This window comes from Nocardioides sp. NPDC127514 (assembly GCF_040302125.1).
GTDB lineage: Bacteria > Actinomycetota > Actinomycetes > Propionibacteriales > Nocardioidaceae > Nocardioides.
In genome coordinates this window covers 23,644-41,395 of sequence record NZ_JBEORF010000012.1, presented here as the reverse complement: position 1 = coordinate 41,395, position 17,752 = coordinate 23,644, and the positions used below count along the sequence as shown (strand labels likewise).

Sequence of the window (17,752 nt, the reverse complement as noted above, 5' to 3'; positions counted from 1 at the left end):
GCGGGGGTAGCGTTGTCACCGTGACCGAGTGGACCTGCCCGATGCACCCCGAGATCCGCCGCCCCGGACCCGGGGCGTGCCCCATCTGCGGGATGGCGCTGGAGCCGGTGACCCTCACGGCGGGCGAGGCGCCGAGTCCCGAGCTCCTCGCGATGAGCCGCCGGTTCTGGATCGGGCTGGTGCTCACTATCCCGGTGGTGGCTCTGGAGATGGGAAGCCACTTCATCGACCGGGTCGGGGAGGCGATCCCACAGTCGACCTCGAACTGGTTGCAGCTCGTCCTGGCCACCCCGGTGGTGCTGTGGGCCGGATGGCCCTTCTTCCAGCGTGGGTGGGTCTCGTTGCGCACCCGCAACCTCAACATGTTCACCTTGATCGCGATGGGAACCGGGGTCGCCTGGCTCTACAGCGTGGTCGCCACCATCGCGCCAGGGATCTTCCCGGAGTCCTTCCGGTCCGCGTCCGAGATGGGCATGGGGACGGGTGCCGTAGACGTGTACTTCGAGGCGGCGGCCGTCATCACGGTGCTCGTCCTGCTCGGCCAGGTGCTCGAGCTGCGTGCACGAGAGCAGACATCGGGAGCGATCCGAGCCCTCCTCGACCTCACCCCGACGACCGCGCGCCGCCTGCGCCCGGACGGGACCGACGAGGAGATCGGTCTCGACCAGGTGCGGATCGACGACACGCTCCGAGTGCGGCCAGGTGAGAAGGTCCCGGTGGACGGCCAAGTCCTCGACGGCCGGTCCAGCGTGGACGAGTCACTTGTCACCGGCGAGTCGATGCCGGTGCCCAAGACGACCGGCGACGCGGTGATCGGCGGCACCATCAACACCACCGGCGCTCTGGTCATCCGGGCGGACCGGATCGGCCACGACACCGTGCTCGCGCGGATCGTCACCTTGGTCGCCGAGGCCCAACGGTCCCGCGCCCCGATCCAGCGGATGGCCGACCGGGTCGCCGGCTACTTCGTCCCGGCGGTGATCGCGATCGCGGTCATCGCCTTCGTGATCTGGGCGATGGTCGGCCCCGACCCGCGGGTCGTCCACGGCCTGCTCGCCGCGGTCGCGGTCCTGATCATCGCCTGCCCATGTGCGCTCGGACTGGCGACACCGATCAGCATCAAGGTGGGCGTCGGCCGTGGCGCCACCCACGGCGTGCTGATCAAGAACGCCGAAGCGCTGGAACGGATGGAGCGGGTCGACACCGTTGTCGTCGACAAGACCGGGACGCTGACCGAGGGGCGCCCGGCGGTCACCGACATCGTGCTCTCCGACCCAGCCGGGGACGCGGACGAGCTGGTGCGGCTGGCCGCGGGCGCCGAGCGAGCCTCCGAGCACCCGCTCGCCCGCGCCATCGTCGAGGCCGCCACCACTCGTGGGTTGGCGGTCCCGGACGTGACCGGCTTCGACTCCCCTGTCGGACGTGGCGTGCTCGGCACCGTCGACGGTCACCGGGTGGCGCTGGGCAGCGCCGACTTCCTGAACTCGCAAAGAATCGACCCCGCCGCACTGAGACCCGAGAGCGACCGGCTGCGCGGCACCGGGGCCACGGTCATACTGGTTGGCATGGACCAGCGGCTCGCCGGTGCCCTCGCCATCGCCGATCCGATCAAGGAGACCACCCCGGCCGCTCTCGCCGACCTCCGATCCCAGGGAGTTCGGGTCGTCATGCTCACCGGCGACAACCCGGTCACCGCCCGGGCAGTGGCCGCCTCGCTTGGCATCGACCGGGTTGAGGCCGGCGTGCTGCCGGACCGTAAGGCAGACGTCGTCCATCAGCTCCGCGCCGAAGGAAGCGTGGTCGCGATGGCCGGGGACGGCGTCAACGACGCCCCCGCTCTCGCCGCAGCAGACGTCGGCCTGGCCATGAGCTCGGGCACCGACGTGGCCATGGAGTCCGCCGGCATCACACTTCTCCACGGGGATCTCACCGGCATCGCCAACGCCCGCCGCCTCTCGGCGGCGACCATGCGCAACATCCGGCAGAACCTGGTCTTCGCCTTCGTCTACAACGTGGCCGGCATCCCGGTGGCCGCCGGCGTGCTCTACCCGTTCACCGGACTTCTGCTCTCCCCGATCATCGCTGCCGCGGCCATGGCACTCTCCTCGGTCAGCGTGATCGCCAACGCCCTGCGGTTGCGCACCGCACGACTGGGCTGATCAGGTCACTCCCCTGCCGGATACGGCGACTCCGCCAGCAGCCCGGCGAGGTGGGCGATGTTGCGGGCCATGGTCCTGGTCGTGCCCGCGGTCTTCTCCGGGGTCGGGTTCTTGTCCTTGTAGTCCACGCCCTGCATGGCCTCGCCGACCCAGTAGGTCGAGCCGTTGGCGGGGATGGTGAAGCCGACGTCGCTGAGGGCTTGGCAGAGCTCGGCGGTGACGTGGTGGGCGCCGTCCTCGTTGCCGACGACACCGATGCCGGCGACCTTGTCGTACGTCAGCATCCGGCCGTCCTCGTCGGTCTCGCTGAGCTCGGCATCGAGGCGCTCGAGCACCATCTTGCACACCGAGGACGGCTGGCCCAGCCAGATCGGGGTGACCAGCACGAGCGCGTCGGCGGCGAGCATCCGCTCGCGCAGCTGCGGCCACGCGTCGCCATCCCCCTCGTCGGTGGACACTCCGAAGCGGACGTCGTGGTCGACGACCCGGACCATCTCGCCCTTCACCTCGTAGTCCGCGAGCGCCGAGAGGATCTGGGACCCGAGCAGCTCTGAGCTGGACTCGTCGGGTGAACGTTTGAGAGTGCAGTTCAGGATCAGACAAGTCGTTGACGTCATGCCACCTGGTAACCGGCGGGCTCTGCCGTCATGCGCCGATGACCGTACGTCCCACCCGCAGGTGCAGGTCCTCGAGCCGGGCGATCTGGTCGTCGGCGCGGCGGATGAGCTCGTCCAGCTGCAGCGGGTCGATACGTGCGTCGTCCTCGGTGGCAGCACGCAGCAGCTGCCATCCGGCCCGCTTGGCGGTCACCGCGTCACGCAGTGCCTCCAGCTCGAACAGGTCCGAGAGCGGCGAGCGCCGCACCAGCCGCCCGTTCGGCTTGAACCGGCCGGCGAACTCCATCGCGCGCCCCGTCGTGGCGGCGATGCGCGACGGGGTGGCCCCGGTCGCGATGATGATCTGCCGCAGCTGCTCCCGGTCCTCGTCGATCTCGGTCGCCAGCTGACGTACTCGGGCGGCCACGTCGGTGTCGGAGTGCGAGCGGCCGACTCGCTCGAACAGCGCGGCTCCGGCGCTTGACCCTGCCCAGTGGTGCTGCAGGTAGGCGTGCAACATGTCGTCGTTCATGGCTGCTCCTTGTCCGGACGTCAGGGTCGTAACGGCGGGAGCTCGCTGCCCGCCTTCTGCGGGATCCCGGACAGGACGGCCTCGAGCGCGTCCATGGCCGAGTGGCGCGGCTGCCAACCGAGCTCCAGCTCGGCGCGGGTGGTCGACATCAGCGGCAGCTGCATGACCGCGTCCAGGAGGCTGCCCGGGACCGGCGCGAGCCGGGCATACCAGGCACCGTCCAGGCCATGACGCGCGAGACGCGGCGGGACCTCGACCGTTCGAGCGTCCATCAGCTCGCCGAGCTCGTCGCGGCCGATGACGCCGTCCCCGGCCAGGTTGTACGCGCCCGTCACGTCGGTGGTCGCTGCCGTGGCGAGGGCCCGGCCGACATCTCCGGCGTGCACGGCCTGGAACCGCAGTCCGGCAGGCACCGGCACCACCGGGATGCGCCGCCGATCCAGGAGCTCCGGCCGGGCAAGCGCGCCGCCGAAGATGCGGCGTTGCTCGCTGGCGGCCGAGCGCTGGAAGACGAATGCGGGCCGGACCCTGACCAGGCGGACCTCGGGGTGGGCGCAGGCGAAGGCGTCCAGGGCCCGTTCGACGTACGCCTTCTCCCGGCAGTACGCAGCAGAGGAGGCCCCGTCGGTCTCCCAGGTCTCGTCGACCAGATCGTCGTGATCGACCGGCGAGTAGGCCGCCACCGACGAGGCGCACACGAGAGCCGGGACGCCTGCCCGGGCCACCGCCTCGAGGACCCTGCGCGTACCGACGGCGTTGGTGGCCCAGGTCTCCTCGGGCCGGTGTGTCGGCTGGAACTTCCAGGCGAGGTGCACGACTGCGTCGGCACCTTCCACCACCGGCTCCAGGTTGGCCGTCGACACGTCGGCCACCCGCCACTCGACGGAGGCATGCTCGTGGGTTCGAGGCCCGTCCGGAGCCCGTCGCGCGACGGCGACGACCTCGGCGGCCCCGTCGGCGGTGAGTGCCCGGATGGTGGCGCTGCCGAGGTTTCCCGACGCGCCGATGACGACCACCTTCATGTTGTCCACGCCCTCCCTGCGGCCGGTCTGCTGGGTGAGCCTCACCGGTACCCATCGCGACCGGGTTCAGCACTGCCGCTCGCCGGGCTTGAATCGCCGGATCCGGGTACCGCAGGGGTGACTCGATCCGTAGGAGGCACATCCATGAAGGCAGTCACCTGGCAAGGACGGCGCGACATCCGAGTGGACGACGTCCCTGATCCGCACATCATCGAGAACGACGACATCATCGTCGAGGTGACCTCGACGGGACTGTGTGGTTCCGACCTACATCTCTACGAGGTGCTCACCGGGTTCATGACACCGGGCGACGTCGTCGGGCACGAGCCGATGGGGATCGTGGCCGAGGTCGGCCCCGAGGTTCGCGAGGTGAGCGTCGGCGACCGCGTCGTGGTGCCGTTCAACATCAGCTGCGGCACCTGCTGGATGTGCCGGCACCACCTGCACTCACAGTGCGAGACCACCCAGAACCGCGACCAGGGCACCGGCGCCAGCCTCTTCGGCTACAGCAAGCTCTACGGCCAGATCCCGGGCGGACAGGCCGAGTACCTGCGCGTTCCCTTCGGCAACCAGCTGCCGATCAAGGTCCCGCACGGTCCGTCCGACGACCGCTTCCTCTTCCTCTCCGACGTCCTGCCGACCGCCTGGCAGGCACTGCAGTACGCAGACCCCGACCCGGAGAGCACGGTGCTGGTCCTCGGCGCCGGTCCCATCGGTGACATGGTGAGCCGCTTCGCGCTCGACGCCGGCCACCGGGTCATCACCGTGGACCGCGAGCCCGAGCGGCTCGCCAGGGTGCGGCAGCGCGGGGCCGAGACGATCGAGCTCGATTCCGGCAACGTCGCCGAGAGGGTACGCGACCTCACCGATGGACGCGGAGCCGACGCCGTCGTCGACGCCGTCGGGATGGAGGCCCACGGCTCGCCCATCGTCGAGGGGATGACCAAGCTGCTGGCCACGATGCCGGGAGCCGTGAACCGCCCGGTGATGCAGGCTGCCGGCGTCGACCGGATGGCCGCGCTCCACACCGCTTTCGACGCCGTACGCCGCGGGGGCACCGTCTCGATCGCCGGGGTCTACGGAGGCGCTATGGACCCGTTCCCGATGATGCAGCTCTTCGACAAGCAGGTCAGCATCCGCATGGGCCAGGCCAACGTACGCGCCTGGACCGATGACCTGATGCCGTTCCTCGAGAACGACGAGGACCCGCTCGGCGTGGACTCGTTCGCCACCCACCACCTCCCCCTGAGCGAGGCTCCGGAGGCGTACAAGTCCTTCCAGGAGAAGTCCGACGGGATGGTGAAGGTCGTCTTCAAACCGTGAGCCGAGCACGGCGCCGGCTGCCGTTGACCAGGTCGTTGAAGCGGTCCACGGCCCAGATCGCTCTGAGTCCGGCGCGGCTCATCATCATCGGGCGCGGGAAGCTGGGCTTCTCCTTCCACACCGTCTGCAGGTCCTCGTGCCGCTCGCCGTCGACGATCGCGTCGGCGATGAGCGTCCCGATATAGGGTGCCTGGGCCAGGCCGTGACCGTTGCAGGCGATCGAGTAGTAGATGTCGTCGCCGACCTGGCCGGCAAGAGGGAGCCAGGACGAGGTGATCGCGATCCAGCCACCCCAGGCGCGGTTGATCGCCACGTCGGACAGCGATGGAAAGCGCGTGGCGAAGGCTCCGGCCAGCTCCTCGACCAGCCCGGGGTCGGGCACCTTCTCCGGGAGCGGATAGCTCGTGCCCCGCTCGAGGCGGCGTACGCCGAACACGATGGTGTTGCGCGGCGTCAGGCGGTAGTTCTCCATGATCGCGTGCTGGGTGACCAGACCCATGCGGCTGGTCCAGCCCAGCGCGGCCAGACGGTCAGGTGCGATCGGCTCGGTCTCCACCTCGATGACGTAGATCGGCACGGAGAGGTGCTTCGGGGTGATGTCCCACTCCCCCGCGTACGCGTTCGTGGCCAGCACGACCTTGTCCGCCCGAACCCGGCCGTGCGGGGTGGTCAGCACGACCTGGCCGCCGTTGCGCCTGACGTCGGTGACCTTCGTCTGCTCGAAGACCCGCGCGGAGGAGTCGAGCAGGACCCGGCGCATGCCGAGGCTGAACTTGCCAGGGTTCATCCGCCCGCCGACGACCTCGCGCATCCCGCCGACGAGCCCTCGCGGGATCCCGAGCTCCGCAGCTGTGCCGACCTCGACCTGCCCACCGGCGCGGGTCACGATCTTGGCCACCCGGCGTACGCGGCCCATCTGACCGCGCGAGACCGCGGCGAACGCGTTGCCGGTCGCTTCGTAGTCACAGTCGATGTCGTGCTTCGCGATGAAGTCCTCGACGTGGTGGGCGGCGTGCTCGGCCAGCCGCATCATGCCCGGCATCTTCTTGCGCGAGAGCAGGTCGAGCAGCTGGAGGTCGCCGCCGGGTGCGCCGGCCAGCTGGCCCGCGTTGCGCGAGCTGGCACCGTGGCCGCAGAACTCGGCCTCCAGCAGCACGACGTCCTGACCACGCTCGACGAGCCGCAGCGCGGTCGACATCCCGTTGATGCCTCCGCCGATGACGACGACCTCGCAGTCGAGGTCTCCGTCGAGGGCTCCCCGGACGTCGGCCGGTGGGTCGACCCACCCGGTGAAGGCGGTGTAGGTGACGTGGTCAGTGTTCATGCGCGGACCACCTTTCGGTCATCGCCGGCCGGTTCGAGGCCTGTGGCGACGTTGTTGTCATGCAATGCGCCGTAGGCGCGGTAGTAGACGAACATCTGCACTCCCCAGGTGGTCAGCGCCAGCACGTAGAACACCGTGCGGTGCGCGTCGTCGGGGAACGGGAAGAAGTCGTACATGAGGGCGATCGCCGTCGCCGCGGCGCTCGCCATCCCGGCGGCGACCGCGTGGCCCCTGGCTCCGATGGTCCACAGACGCCACGAGAAGTAGGCGAGGAACGCGGTGGTGAGCAGGTTGGCCACGAGGTAGTACGACGCAGGTCCCACGTGCAGCTCGTGGCCGCGGAACTGCTGCAGGTAGAGACCGGCGGCGATCGCGAGCCCGAAGACGCCGACCTCGACCGGCACGCTGGGCTTGTAGCGGTGCGTGACACGCATCAGGCCGAGGACGGCGATCAATGTGATGCCCACCGACCGCGAGAACGCGTCGAAGAAGTAGGCGATGTCGTACAGGAGGTGGCCCTCGTCGCCGCTGATGAGCGACCAGAGCAGGAAGTTCGAGCCCGACGTCGCGACGACCATCCACTCCAGGCCGAGCAGGTAGTTGTCGTAGCGCCGGATGAACTTCCATCCGTAGGTGAAGCCGACGACGATCATCCACAGATCGGCCAGCAGGAAGAGCAGCTCTTTCATGTCAGATTTCCTTCAGGTGAGATGGAGGGAGCGGATCAGGCGGCGAGCCGGCTGGTACGCCGGCGCGCGCGGGCACGGGAGACCAGCACGGTCACCACGACGAGCAGCGCAAGAACTCCGGAGATCCAGTAGCCGGTGCCGTAGAGACCCTCCGCGGCCACCTCGAGCGTCGTCCCGGGGACGGGAACCAGCGAGGCGCTGAGGTCGGCGCTGACGAGCGCCGTGCCGAAGGCGAAGCCGACGGCCATGAAGGTGCCGGCGACGCCGGCCGCCATCCCGGCCTTCTCCTCGGGCACGGCTGCCTGCACCAGGGTGAAGCCGGCGGCGTACCCGATGCTGCAGCCCAGGCCCATGACGGCGGCGCCGACCAGGTAGTGCCACTGCTGGTCGTGGAACATCGCCAGCCAGGCCAGGCCGGCCGCGCTGATGAGGGCGCCCACGACGAACACGGGTACGCCGCGTCCGTTGGCGACGGGACGGTCGACCACCGCGCCGCCGACCAGGAACGTCACCGCGAAGGGCACCATCAGCCAGCCGGTCTCCAGCGCGGTGAGCCCGAGGCCGTACGCGTCGACCGGGCGAAGCGCCTCGGGAATGACCTGTGCGTAGGTGCTGAGCAGGAGCAGGAACGCCGAGTTCACCGCCGCGAACAGGGCGATGGACAGGCAGGAGGCGGTGACCAGCGGCGTACGCATCAGGGCCACGTCGAAGACGGCCGTCGACGACCGGCGCTGGGCGCGAATCCAGGCGACGCCGCCGACGATGCCGATCACCAGCGGGATCAGGGCCGCGTTGCCCCAGACGAGACCCTGCGTCAGGGTCAGCAGGATCGCCGCGACCCAGCCGATCATCCAGACCGTGCCGACCACGCCGATCCGGCCGGCGCGCTCGGCCGGCGGGGCGTGCGGGACCAGGACGTACGTCGCGAGGGTGGTCGCCGCGCAGGCGGCGGTGAGGATGACGAAGAAGCTGCGCAGCGACAGGGTCTCGACGATCAGGCCGCCGCCGATCATGCCGGCGACGATGCCGGCGCCCGTGGCGATCACCAGGACGGCGACACCGATGGTGATGCCGGACTCGCCGAGGTTGCGTCGCAGGAATCCCAGCGGCAGCAGCTGCGCAGCGCAGCCGAAGCCCATCAGGGTGCACCCGGCGAGGAGCGTCGGGTAGGAGTCGCCGATGGCCGGGACTGCCGCGCCGACGGTGAGGAACGCGGACGCGGCAACGGATGCGTTCCGGTCGCCGTACAGGTCGGCGAGGCGAGGCAGGAGGATGAATCCCGCTCCCCCACCGAGCGTCAGGGCCGTGTAGAGCCAGGTCGTCTCGGCCACCGTGGCGAGCCCGTACTGCGCCTGGATCACCGGCAGCAGCGGCGGAAGGATGAAGATGACGGCGTTGGTCAGCACGACCATCAGCGCGCCGATGCCGATGAGCCGACCCTTGTCAGGCCTGTGCCCTGTCGTCGCCCGGCGGCGTGCTGCCGCTTCTTCGTTGATCTGCGCCATGGGTTGTCTCCGATCCGAGGAGGTGTGATCCGGCTCATACGCTACGACTTAGTTAGTCAGATGATCAAGATTTATGACTAAGATGTTTGACTAAGTTTTCCCTGGCGGGGATTCCGATGGCGGCACTGTTATAGTCGGATTGACTTAATCAAGCGCCCAACTCGGTCGCACGAACACCCTCGGAGGACCTGATGGCACGCATCCCCGTCGCGCAGCGGCGTCGCGACTTCATCGAGGCCGCCGTCGAGGTCATCGCCGCCCACGGGATCGACGGCGCGACGACGCGCCGGATCGCCGAGCAGGCCAAGGCCAACGTGGCGATGCTGCACTACTGCTACGACTCGAAGGAGGACCTCTTCGCGGACGTCTACACCTTCGTGGCCGGCAAGTACCGTGAGGTCATCGAGGGCAGCGACCCGCACACGACGCTGCCCGACGCGGCCCGCCAGATTCTGCGCGGCGTGATGGAGTGCTACCTCGACTCCCCCAGCTTCACCGCCGCGACCTTCGAGCTCGTCAACTGGGCTCGGCGTCAGCACGGCGACCGCGGCATCGCCGTCTACGACCAGGCCTTCGAGACGGTACGCAAGGCACTCCAGGAGGCCTCCGCCGGTGACCCGGTCGCGCCGGAGGTCATCGACGAGGTCACGTACGTCCTGGCCACCCTCGCCGACGGGTTCGGCGTCAACTGGCTGACCTACGGCGACGCCTCTGTCGCCCGGGCGCAGATGGACCTCAACTGCTCCGTGCTGGAAACCTGGCTCACGACCCGGCTCGCGGCGGTGCCGGCCAAGGCCTGAGGCACCGCCGCGCCGGCTCTCACAGCGGCAGGTCCGGGGAGTCCACGCCGACGACCCGGTCGCCGCAGAAGACGCGTACGGACTCGGCCGGCCCGTGGCCACCGATGCCGGCCGGCCCCCAGAAGCTCTGGGCCGAGTCGTCGCCGAGGTCGGCGACCTTCGCGCCGTTGATCCGGACCTCGCCGGCGACGATGCAAGCACCGACGTAGATCGCGCGGTCGGTGTCGGTGCCGAACACGTAGGCGTCCAGGCCGGAGGGATGGGCGTTCGCGATCCGCAGGGCCTCCTCGTCGGAGTCCACGGGGTGCAGCGAGACGAGCGGACCGAACAGCTCGGCCGTCGCCCGCCGCGGATCGGCACCGGAGGCGACGGTGGGCGAGAGGAAGAAGCCGCCGAGCTCGGGGAGCGCGGCGGGCTGGTGGATCGTCGCTCCGAGCTCGCGCAATCCGTCGATCCGGCTCTGGAGGGTCTGGAAGTGCGGCTTGTTGGAGATCGGTCCGACCTGCGTGTCCTCGTCCAGGGAGTGACCGACGGTGAGCTTGGCGATCCTCTCTGTCAGTGCTTCCAGCAGAGGGTCGACCAGGCTGCGGTGGGCGAGGATCTTGCCGGGCCCCTCGCACCACTGACCGTTGAGCTTGGTCATGCCGTCGAGGATCCCGTCGGCGGTGACGTCGAGGTCGGCGTCGTCGAGCACCAGCACCGGATTGTTGCCGCCGAGCTCGAGCTGCAGCACCTTGAAGTCCTCCGCGCCTGCGCGGGCGATGGCACGCCCAGCCGACGGTCCGCCGGTGAACGAGACGACCTTGATCCGAGGGTCGGCCGTGAGTCGCGCGCCCACCTCACCCCTACCGTGGACCAGCTGCAGCGCACCCGACGGGAGGCCCGCCTCCACGAAGCACTCGACCACGATCTGGGCGCTGCCCGGCGCATGCTCCGAGGGCTTGAGGATCACCGGACATCCGGCCGCGACGGCGCTGACGACCTTGGCGGCCGGGATGAAGCTCGGGCCGTTCCACGGGGTGAGGATCGCCGCCGGTCCCCACGGGACCTTGTAGAGCCGTACGTCACGACCACCGGCGGCAAGGGCGGTGACCCGTGGGATCTCCCGCAGGTCCGCGGCCGTCGCCCGGATGCGGAAGGGCAGGAAGGACGCCACCGTGCGGGTGGCGCTGATGGGCGTGCCGCTGGTGAGCGCGTCCGTGCGCGCGATCTCCTCCGTCCTGCTCTCGAGGATCGCGGCGACGCGCTCGAGCATCTCCGCCCGCTCGTGCCGGGCCTCCTCGTCCCAGCGGCCGACGTCGTACGTCCGTTCCGCATGTCGTAGGGCGCGCTCGACATCGTCGAGCGGCGTGGTGACGGTCCGGTGGACCGGCTCGAGCGTGTTGGGGTCGAGGTTCCACGCGTCGTCGACCGTGGTGCACTCGCTCCACTCGTCGACGATGTAGTTGACCGGCTGGGCGATCGCGATCTCGTTGCTGGACATCAGGGTTCCTCTGCGGGTCTCGGGGTCAGGACTGGAGGTCGACGACGATGCGCGTGACGTCACCGGACTTCATCGCCTCGAAGCCCTCGTTGATCTCGGCGAAGGGGACGACCCGGGTCACCATCTCGTCGAGCAGGAGGCGTCCCTGCTGGTAGAGCCGGGCGAACTGGGCGATGTCCTCGCGCGCCTGGCCCGATCCCATGTAGGAGCCGATGAGCTTCTTCTCCTCGAAGAAGAAGTCCAGTGCGGGCACGCTGATCTCGGTGCCGGCGGGCGCGATGCCGACCAGGCACGCGGTGCCGGTCGGCCGCAGGAGCGCCAGTGCGGTCTGCGCGGTCCGGGCGGAGCCGACCGCCTCGAACGAGTAGTCGACACCGTCGCCGAACTGGCGGCGGAGCTCGGCGACCGTGTCGCCGTCGCCGCCGTTGATGACGTGGGTGGCGCCGTACGTCCGGGCCGCCTTGAGCCGGTCGTCGTCGAGGTCGATGGCGACGATCGCCGACGCACCGGCGAGGCGGGCGCCCTGGATGATCGCCGACCCGACGCCGCCACAGCCGACGACCGCGACGGTGCTGCCCGGGCGTACCTGAGCGCCGCGGAAGACGGCGCCGACGCCGGTGACGATGCAGCAGGACAGCAGGCAGCCGACGTGCAGGGGGACGTCGTCGGGCAGTCGTACGAGCGCTCTCTCCCGCAGCAGGATGTGCTGGGAGAACGCTCCGATGGCGGCGAGCCGGTCGATCGGCCGGCCGTCGACGGACTCGAACGCGGAGCGTTGCCGGCGGCGTACGTCATCGAGCCGCAGGCACTGGGTGGAGCGTCCGGCGTCGCAGTTCACGCACCCGCCGCAGGAGGGGGTCAGGGCGCCGGTGACCCGGTCGCCAGGACGCAGCGAGGTCACAGCCGAGCCGACCGACTCGACCACGCCGGCCACCTCGTGTCCGACGACGACCGGGACGTCCGTCGGCACGGTCCCCGTCATGTAGTGGAGGTCGCTGTGGCACAGCCCGGCGTAACTGACCGAGACCCGGACCTCGTGCGGCTCGGGGTCGTCGACGCGGATGTCGGTGAGCTCCAGCGGTGCGCCGATCTCGTTCAGCACGGCGGCTCGGGTGGTGATCATGCGGTGGTCTCCCTCGTGTTCCAGAAGCCGGCGACGCCGGCAGTGAGCAGTCCGCTCGCCCAGGCCTCGTGGGCGGCGTGGTCCTCGCGCTCGAAGGCGGCCTCGACCTCAGCGGCCAGGGGCCGCAGCAGCGCGAGGTGGAGCGCCGTGGTGTTCCCCTCGGGGGTCCAGGCGTGCACGGTGTCGACGGCGCGCTCGATGAGCTGGTCGGGCTCGACCACCTCGTCGAGCAGACCGATCCGCAGCGCCTCCGCCGACGGGACCCGCGGGGTCCCGAGGACCATGCGCATCGCGTGGTTGCCGACCAGGCGCCGGAGCAGCAGGCTGGTCGCGTTGGAGATGGTGAGGCCGCGGGCGTTCTCGGGCTGGAAGTACTCGGTCACCGGAGTGCCGATCCGGGCATCGCAGCACAGGGTGATCTCGGAGGCACCACCGACGGCGAGGCCGTTGACCGCCGCGACCACGGGGACCCGGGTCTGCAGGATCGCGCGGGTGACGTCGTGGAAGCTCTCGAAGGCATCGTGGACCTCGGCCTCCGTGGTCGGCGCGTGCTGCAGGTCCTCACCGGCGGAGAAGGCACGGCCACGGCCGGTGAGAACGATGCCACGGACGGTCTCGCCGGTTCCGTGCTCACGCACCAGCGCCGCCAGGCGACGCCGCATGTCGACGGTGAGGGCGTTGAGCTTCTCGGCGCGGTCGAGCGTGAGCACCGCGACGTCGCGTACGACGGCGACGTCGAGGTGATCCTCCTCGGTTGCAGGGCCGGTAGCAGGGATGGTCATGGTCAGCTCCTCGGTCGGGCGAAGTCGTAGGTGGTGCCGGGCTCGGCGGCGGCCCTGGCTTTGAGCGCGGGCTTCGAGACCCGCTCGGATGGGGTACGCGGGAGGTCGGCGACGAACTCGACGTAACGCGGCACTTTGAACCGCGCGAGCTGGGCACTCGCGCGCTCGAGGAGCTCGTGCGCCGTGGCCCGGTCGCCCGGTAGCCCTTCCCTGAGCTGGACGAAGGCCTTGACCTCCTCGCCGAGTACCTCGTCGGGTACGGCGACGACGGCCGCCGCGACGATCGACTCGTCCCTCTCGAGGGCGGCCTCGACCTCGGCACAGGCGACGTTCTCGCCACCGCGCCGCACCATGTCCTTGAGCCGTCCGACCAGCTGGATGCCGCCGTCGGGACGGCGGACGACGAGGTCGCCCGTGTGCAGCCAACCGTCATGCAGCACGTTCGCGGTGGCCTCGGGGCGGTTCCAGTAGCCGCCCATCATCGGCTGCCCCGAGATGACGAGCTCGCCCGGCTCACCGGGCGGGACCTCCTCCCCCGGCTCGACCGGATCCTCGATGCGCACCTGCTTGGTCGGCACCGGCCGCCCCAGGCTGCCGCTGCCCACGGCAGCGGCGTCGTCGAACGAGCTGACCAGGTCGATCCCCGACTCGGTCATCCCGTAGACCTCGCGCCACGGCGCACCCCACCGCTCCTCGAGCTGGGTGTGGAGGGCGACCGGGATGCCCGAGCAGAGCACCATCCGGAGGTCGTTCTCCCGGTCCTCGGCCGCGAGCGGCTGCTTGAACAGCAGGGTGGGCATCGAGCCGAGGACGTAGAAGAAGGTCGCCCGGTGACGGCGTACGTCGGCCATGAACGTCGAGGCCGAGAACCGCGGCAGCACGACCAGCGGGGCACCGAGCGTCAGGGCGAGCGCGGTGTTCCACTGCGGGTCCATGTAGGAGAACGGCTGCGAGGTGAGGAGTACGTCATCGGCCCCGAGCCCGGTGGCTCCGGCGCAGATCCAGCCCAGACGAACCCAGTAGTCGTGGCTGAGCATGCATGCCTTCGGGAACCCGGTCGTGCCCGAGGTGTACTGCAGGTTCGCGAGCGTCTCGGCTGCGACCGGCACCTCGGGCGCCCTGACCGGGAAGCGCTCGGACCCGTCGTCGGGGACCTCGACGACACGAACTCCGGCCAGCTCGGGCTCCTCGATCAGCACCTCGATGACCAGGCCGGAGCGCTCGGCATCGGTGAAGACGACCCCGGCACCCGAGTCCTTCAGGACGAAGGCGAGGTCGGAGCGCTGGTAGCCGCAGTTGACCGGCACTGCGACCGCGCCGGCCTTCAGCACGGCCAGCCATGCCACCGGCCAGTGCACGACGTTCGGGAGCATGATCGCGACCCGGTCGCCCGGGCGTACGTCGTCGACCTCGATCAGCCGGTGGGCGAGCCGGGAGGTCCAGGCGTCGATCTCGGCGAAGCTCCACGACCACTCACCGAAACGCAGGAACTCCCGATCTCCGCAGTCCTGTGCGCGCTGTGCCAGCAGCTGGCTCAGCGTCGGGACGGCGGGGTCGTCACTCATCCGTTCGGCCGCGACGGCAGGTCCGGCCGTGACGTGTGCGTTCACTGGGGGCTCCTCTGCTCTCGCCCGGCGGGTTCGTGGTTCGCGAGCCGCTCCATCGCCTGCTCGACGACCCACGTCAGCGCCGGGTCGTTGCTCTTCATCCACTCCGGGTGCCACTGGACGCCGAGGACCGGCCGTCCCGGCACCTCGATCGACTCGACCACGCCGTCATCGGTCCGACCGGTCACGATGACCCCGGCGCCGCAGCTGTCGACGGCCTGGTGGTGCCAGGAGTTGGTGATCGTGTCCTTGCCGAACAGGCCGGCGGCGATCGAGCCCTGTGTGAAGCTCACGACGTGGTCGACGGTGCCGTCCGTGGGCGCGATCTCGGCTGAGAGATGGCTCACCGGACCGTCCGGAAGATGCGGCACGAGGGTGCCGCCGAGGGCGACATTGAGCACCTGCAGGCCACGGCACACGCCGAGCACCGGGATCCCCCGGTCGATCGCCACGCGGACGAGCGCGATCTCGTACGTGTCTCGCGCGGCGTCGTGAACCATCGGGTTCGTGCGGGGGTCGATGTCGCGCACCACCGAGGTGTCTCCGCCCCAGCACGACGGATGTACGTCCTGGCCCCCGGTGATGACGACGCCGGAGAGCCAGTCGCAGACCGCCGCCGCATCGGTGTCGTAGGACAGATGCACCGGCAGCCCGCCGGCCTCGGCGATCCGGGTCGCGAAGTCCGACATGGAGGTGTCGATGCAGCGGTCGCCGTAGCGCGGGTCGGCTCCGTTGAGCACGGACAGCTGGAACCGGCGTCCGGTGATGCCGATCAGCGGCCGCAGCACCCCGGCCTCGTCGCGCGCGCTCACGGGAACTCGAAGTATCGCTGGGACTCCCACGCGGAGAGCTCGGCGAACGGGTCGCCGCCCTTGGTGTGGAACTCCATCCACTCCCATCGGCGGGAGGCGACCCAGAAGTCCACGAACTCGTCGCCGAGGTACTCGCGAAGCAGCGGATCGGCGTCCAGCGCCGCGCCGGCCTTCGACATCGTGTCCGGGATCCGCCTCACCCCAGCGCTCTCGGGGAGGCACCAGGCCATGTCCGTGACCTGCTCGGGCGGCTCGATCCGCCGCTCGATCCCGGCCAGCACCCCAGCCAGCACACCCGCCAGCGCCAGGTAGGGGTTCACGTCGGCGCCCGGGAGCCGGTACTCGAGGCGCGAGTACTTGGGGTGGCCGGTGATGGCCCGCACCGCGGCGGTCTTGTTGTTGACTCCCCAGCAGACCGTCGTCGGCGGCCCGGTCAGGTCGACCAGCCGTCGGTACGAGGTGATCTGCGGCAACGCGATCGAGGTGTTGCCCTCCATCGTGGCAAGCAGCCCGCCGACCGCATGCCGCATGAGCTCCGACGGACCGTCCTCGGCGAAGAATCGGTTCACGCCGTCGCTCTGGAGCGAGAGGTTGATGTGCGCTCCCTGACCGAATCCGGCGGTCGGTTTGGCCATGAACGACACCGTGTGGCCCCGCTCGAAAGCGACCTCGCGCATCACCTGGCGGGTACGCGCCCAGCTGTCGCCCAGCCCGACCGGGTCGGTCGGCGCGAGGTTGAGCTCGGTCTGGCCGGGTGCAGCCTCGTCGGTCCAGGCCTCCCACGCGATGCCGACGCTGTCGAGCCGCTCGACGACCGCCTCCATGTAGTCGACCCAGTCCTTGGACCGGGCGAGGTGGTACGTCGCCCCGGTGCTGCCGCCCAGCGGAGTGAGGTCGCGATAACCGCGGGCCCTGGCCTCCTGGACGGACTCCTCGAACAAGGTGGCCTCGATCTCGACGGCCACGGTGGCGGCGTACCCGTTGTCGGCGAGGCCGGCGACTAGCTTCCGCACGAGGTTGCGCGGACAGATCGGGACCGGATTGCCGTCCTTGAGCCAGTAGTCACCGATCACCGAGTCGAGACCGGGCTTCCACTCCACCAGGGTCGACATGTCCGGGATCATCTGGATGTCGTAGAGGTTGCCTCGCCACTCCGGGAAGGCGTCGCCGAGGACGATCTCGTTGTTGAGGTCGATGGCGAACAGGATGTCGGCGAAGGCGAAGCCGGTGTCCTTTCCGGACGCGAACTTCTGCGGCGAGACGTTCTTGCCGAGGAGGCTGCCCTCGTGGTTGGTGGCCTCGAGGCGTACGGCCCCTCGGGCTTGTGCGAGCTCAGACATCGAACCGGACCTTCCAGGATGCGGCCGTCATGACGGACAGCTGGGACAAGGTGCCCTGGACCTGCACACCTGCGTCCAGGGAGGCGAGGAAGTCGTCGGCGCCGCTGAAGACACCCGCGAGCAGATCGGCGGGACCGGCGATCAGGTACGCCGTCGTCCCCTCCCCGAACCGGCCCCGCTCGGTGCCGTCCGGCCCAGCAGCCTCCACGAGGAGGACGTCGGGGATTCCGGCGATGTCGCAGGTCAACTCCCAGAACCGCACGGCCGCGTCGCGCCAGTGCGGCAACGGTGGGCGCAGTGCGCGCAGGACGCGCGCTGCGATGTCGGCGTCGCCGGCCGGCTCCTGGGTCGGCGCGAACCGGGCGTGGAGGTCGACCAGGAGTGTCGCGTCAGGCTCGACGAAGACTCCGCTGGTCACCTCCACGGCACCGTCGCCGAGCACGATGGTCGCCGTCTGCGGGGTGTCGTGGGATCGGATCGCGACGGTGCCGGCGACGCCGGCGGTCAGATCCTCGGCGGGGCGCCCCGGTCCCGAGGCCCGGCTCAGGGTGCGCCCGATCAGGCGGACCAGCGGCGTCGCGTCGTCCTCGATCGCGACGCGTATCGCGTCGAAGCGCTCGCTCGGCGCCTCGATCGTCGTGCTCTCGGTCATCTC

16 protein-coding genes are annotated in these 17,752 nt (G+C 70.0%); 3 read left to right on the top strand and 13 right to left on the bottom strand.

From position 1 onward, the window contains the following. Nucleotides 1-20 precede the first annotated feature (20 nt). Nucleotides 21-2,159, top strand: a complete 2,139-nt coding sequence (locus ABTX24_RS11370; RefSeq protein ID WP_502890785.1) for a copper-transporting P-type ATPase — start codon at nt 21-23, stop codon at nt 2,157-2,159. A 5-nt stretch (nt 2,160-2,164) separates the two neighbouring features. On the opposite strand, the gene ABTX24_RS11365 is transcribed toward ABTX24_RS11370, so the two are convergent. The 3 genes from ABTX24_RS11365 to ABTX24_RS11355 are packed head-to-tail and all read right to left on the bottom strand — an operon-like array spanning nt 2,165 to nt 4,354. Further along, entirely contained in the window at nt 2,165-2,776 is a 612-nt protein-coding gene (locus tag ABTX24_RS11365; RefSeq protein WP_350839615.1) for a flavodoxin family protein, read from the bottom strand. Between the two features lie 28 nt (nt 2,777-2,804). After that, nucleotides 2,805-3,287 (bottom strand): hypothetical protein, encoded by a 483-nt coding sequence (locus ABTX24_RS11360; RefSeq protein ID WP_350839613.1) that lies wholly within the window; start codon nt 3,285-3,287, stop codon nt 2,805-2,807. Nucleotides 3,288-3,307: 20 nt separating this feature from the next. Continuing rightward, entirely contained in the window at nt 3,308-4,354 is a 1,047-nt protein-coding gene (locus tag ABTX24_RS11355; protein WP_350839611.1) for an NAD-dependent epimerase/dehydratase family protein, read from the bottom strand. A 99-nt stretch (nt 4,355-4,453) separates the two neighbouring features. On the opposite strand from ABTX24_RS11355, the gene ABTX24_RS11350 reads away from it, so the two are divergent. Then, complete coding sequence (locus tag ABTX24_RS11350) at nt 4,454-5,632, top strand: alcohol dehydrogenase catalytic domain-containing protein (protein WP_350839609.1); 1,179 nt, start codon at nt 4,454-4,456, stop codon at nt 5,630-5,632. On the opposite strand, the gene ABTX24_RS11345 is transcribed toward ABTX24_RS11350, so the two are convergent. The 3 genes from ABTX24_RS11345 to ABTX24_RS11335 are packed head-to-tail and all read right to left on the bottom strand — an operon-like array spanning nt 5,622 to nt 9,150. Then, nucleotides 5,622-6,956, bottom strand: coding sequence for an NAD(P)/FAD-dependent oxidoreductase (locus ABTX24_RS11345; RefSeq protein WP_350839607.1), 1,335 nt, complete (start codon nt 6,954-6,956; stop codon nt 5,622-5,624). The genes ABTX24_RS11350 and ABTX24_RS11345 overlap by 11 nt on opposite strands. Beyond that, entirely contained in the window at nt 6,953-7,645 is a 693-nt protein-coding gene (locus tag ABTX24_RS11340; protein WP_350839605.1) for a hypothetical protein, read from the bottom strand. Before ABTX24_RS11340 ends, ABTX24_RS11345 begins: the two co-directional genes overlap by 4 nt. 35 nt (nt 7,646-7,680) lie before the next feature. Then, on the bottom strand, nt 7,681-9,150 hold the full coding sequence (locus ABTX24_RS11335; protein WP_350839603.1) for an MFS transporter: 1,470 nt from the start codon (nt 9,148-9,150) through the stop codon (nt 7,681-7,683). A gap of 191 nt (nt 9,151-9,341) precedes the next feature. Between ABTX24_RS11335 and ABTX24_RS11330 the strand changes: the two genes are divergently transcribed. Then, nucleotides 9,342-9,950 carry a TetR/AcrR family transcriptional regulator gene (locus ABTX24_RS11330; protein ID WP_350839602.1) on the top strand — a complete coding sequence of 203 codons (609 nt, stop codon included), beginning with the start codon at nt 9,342-9,344 and terminating at the stop codon, nt 9,948-9,950. A gap of 19 nt (nt 9,951-9,969) precedes the next feature. On the opposite strand, the gene ABTX24_RS11325 is transcribed toward ABTX24_RS11330, so the two are convergent. The 7 genes from ABTX24_RS11325 to ABTX24_RS11295 are packed head-to-tail and all read right to left on the bottom strand — an operon-like array spanning nt 9,970 to nt 17,749. Next, on the bottom strand, nt 9,970-11,433 hold the full coding sequence (locus tag ABTX24_RS11325) for an aldehyde dehydrogenase family protein (RefSeq protein ID WP_350839600.1): 1,464 nt from the start codon (nt 11,431-11,433) through the stop codon (nt 9,970-9,972). 25 nt (nt 11,434-11,458) lie between these two features. Beyond that, nucleotides 11,459-12,556, bottom strand: a complete 1,098-nt coding sequence (locus ABTX24_RS11320; protein ID WP_350839598.1) for a zinc-binding dehydrogenase — start codon at nt 12,554-12,556, stop codon at nt 11,459-11,461. Further along, nucleotides 12,553-13,338 carry an enoyl-CoA hydratase/isomerase family protein gene (locus tag ABTX24_RS11315; RefSeq protein ID WP_350839596.1) on the bottom strand — a complete coding sequence of 262 codons (786 nt, stop codon included), beginning with the start codon at nt 13,336-13,338 and terminating at the stop codon, nt 12,553-12,555. Before ABTX24_RS11315 ends, ABTX24_RS11320 begins: the two co-directional genes overlap by 4 nt. Nucleotides 13,339-13,340: 2 nt before the next feature. Further along, nucleotides 13,341-14,948, bottom strand: a complete 1,608-nt coding sequence (locus ABTX24_RS11310) for a class I adenylate-forming enzyme family protein (RefSeq protein ID WP_350839594.1) — start codon at nt 14,946-14,948, stop codon at nt 13,341-13,343. Next, nucleotides 14,945-15,757: a gamma-glutamyl-gamma-aminobutyrate hydrolase family protein gene (locus tag ABTX24_RS11305; protein ID WP_350839592.1), complete on the bottom strand. Its 813-nt coding sequence runs from the start codon at nt 15,755-15,757 to the stop codon at nt 14,945-14,947. The genes ABTX24_RS11310 and ABTX24_RS11305 overlap by 4 nt, the downstream gene beginning before the upstream one ends. Further along, on the bottom strand, nt 15,754-17,097 hold the full coding sequence (locus tag ABTX24_RS11300) for a glutamine synthetase family protein (protein ID WP_350839590.1): 1,344 nt from the start codon (nt 17,095-17,097) through the stop codon (nt 15,754-15,756). Before ABTX24_RS11300 ends, ABTX24_RS11305 begins: the two co-directional genes overlap by 4 nt. Next, nucleotides 17,090-17,749, bottom strand: a complete 660-nt coding sequence (locus tag ABTX24_RS11295; RefSeq protein WP_350839588.1) for a hypothetical protein — start codon at nt 17,747-17,749, stop codon at nt 17,090-17,092. The genes ABTX24_RS11300 and ABTX24_RS11295 overlap by 8 nt, the downstream gene beginning before the upstream one ends. Nucleotides 17,750-17,752: the final 3 nt, after the last annotated feature.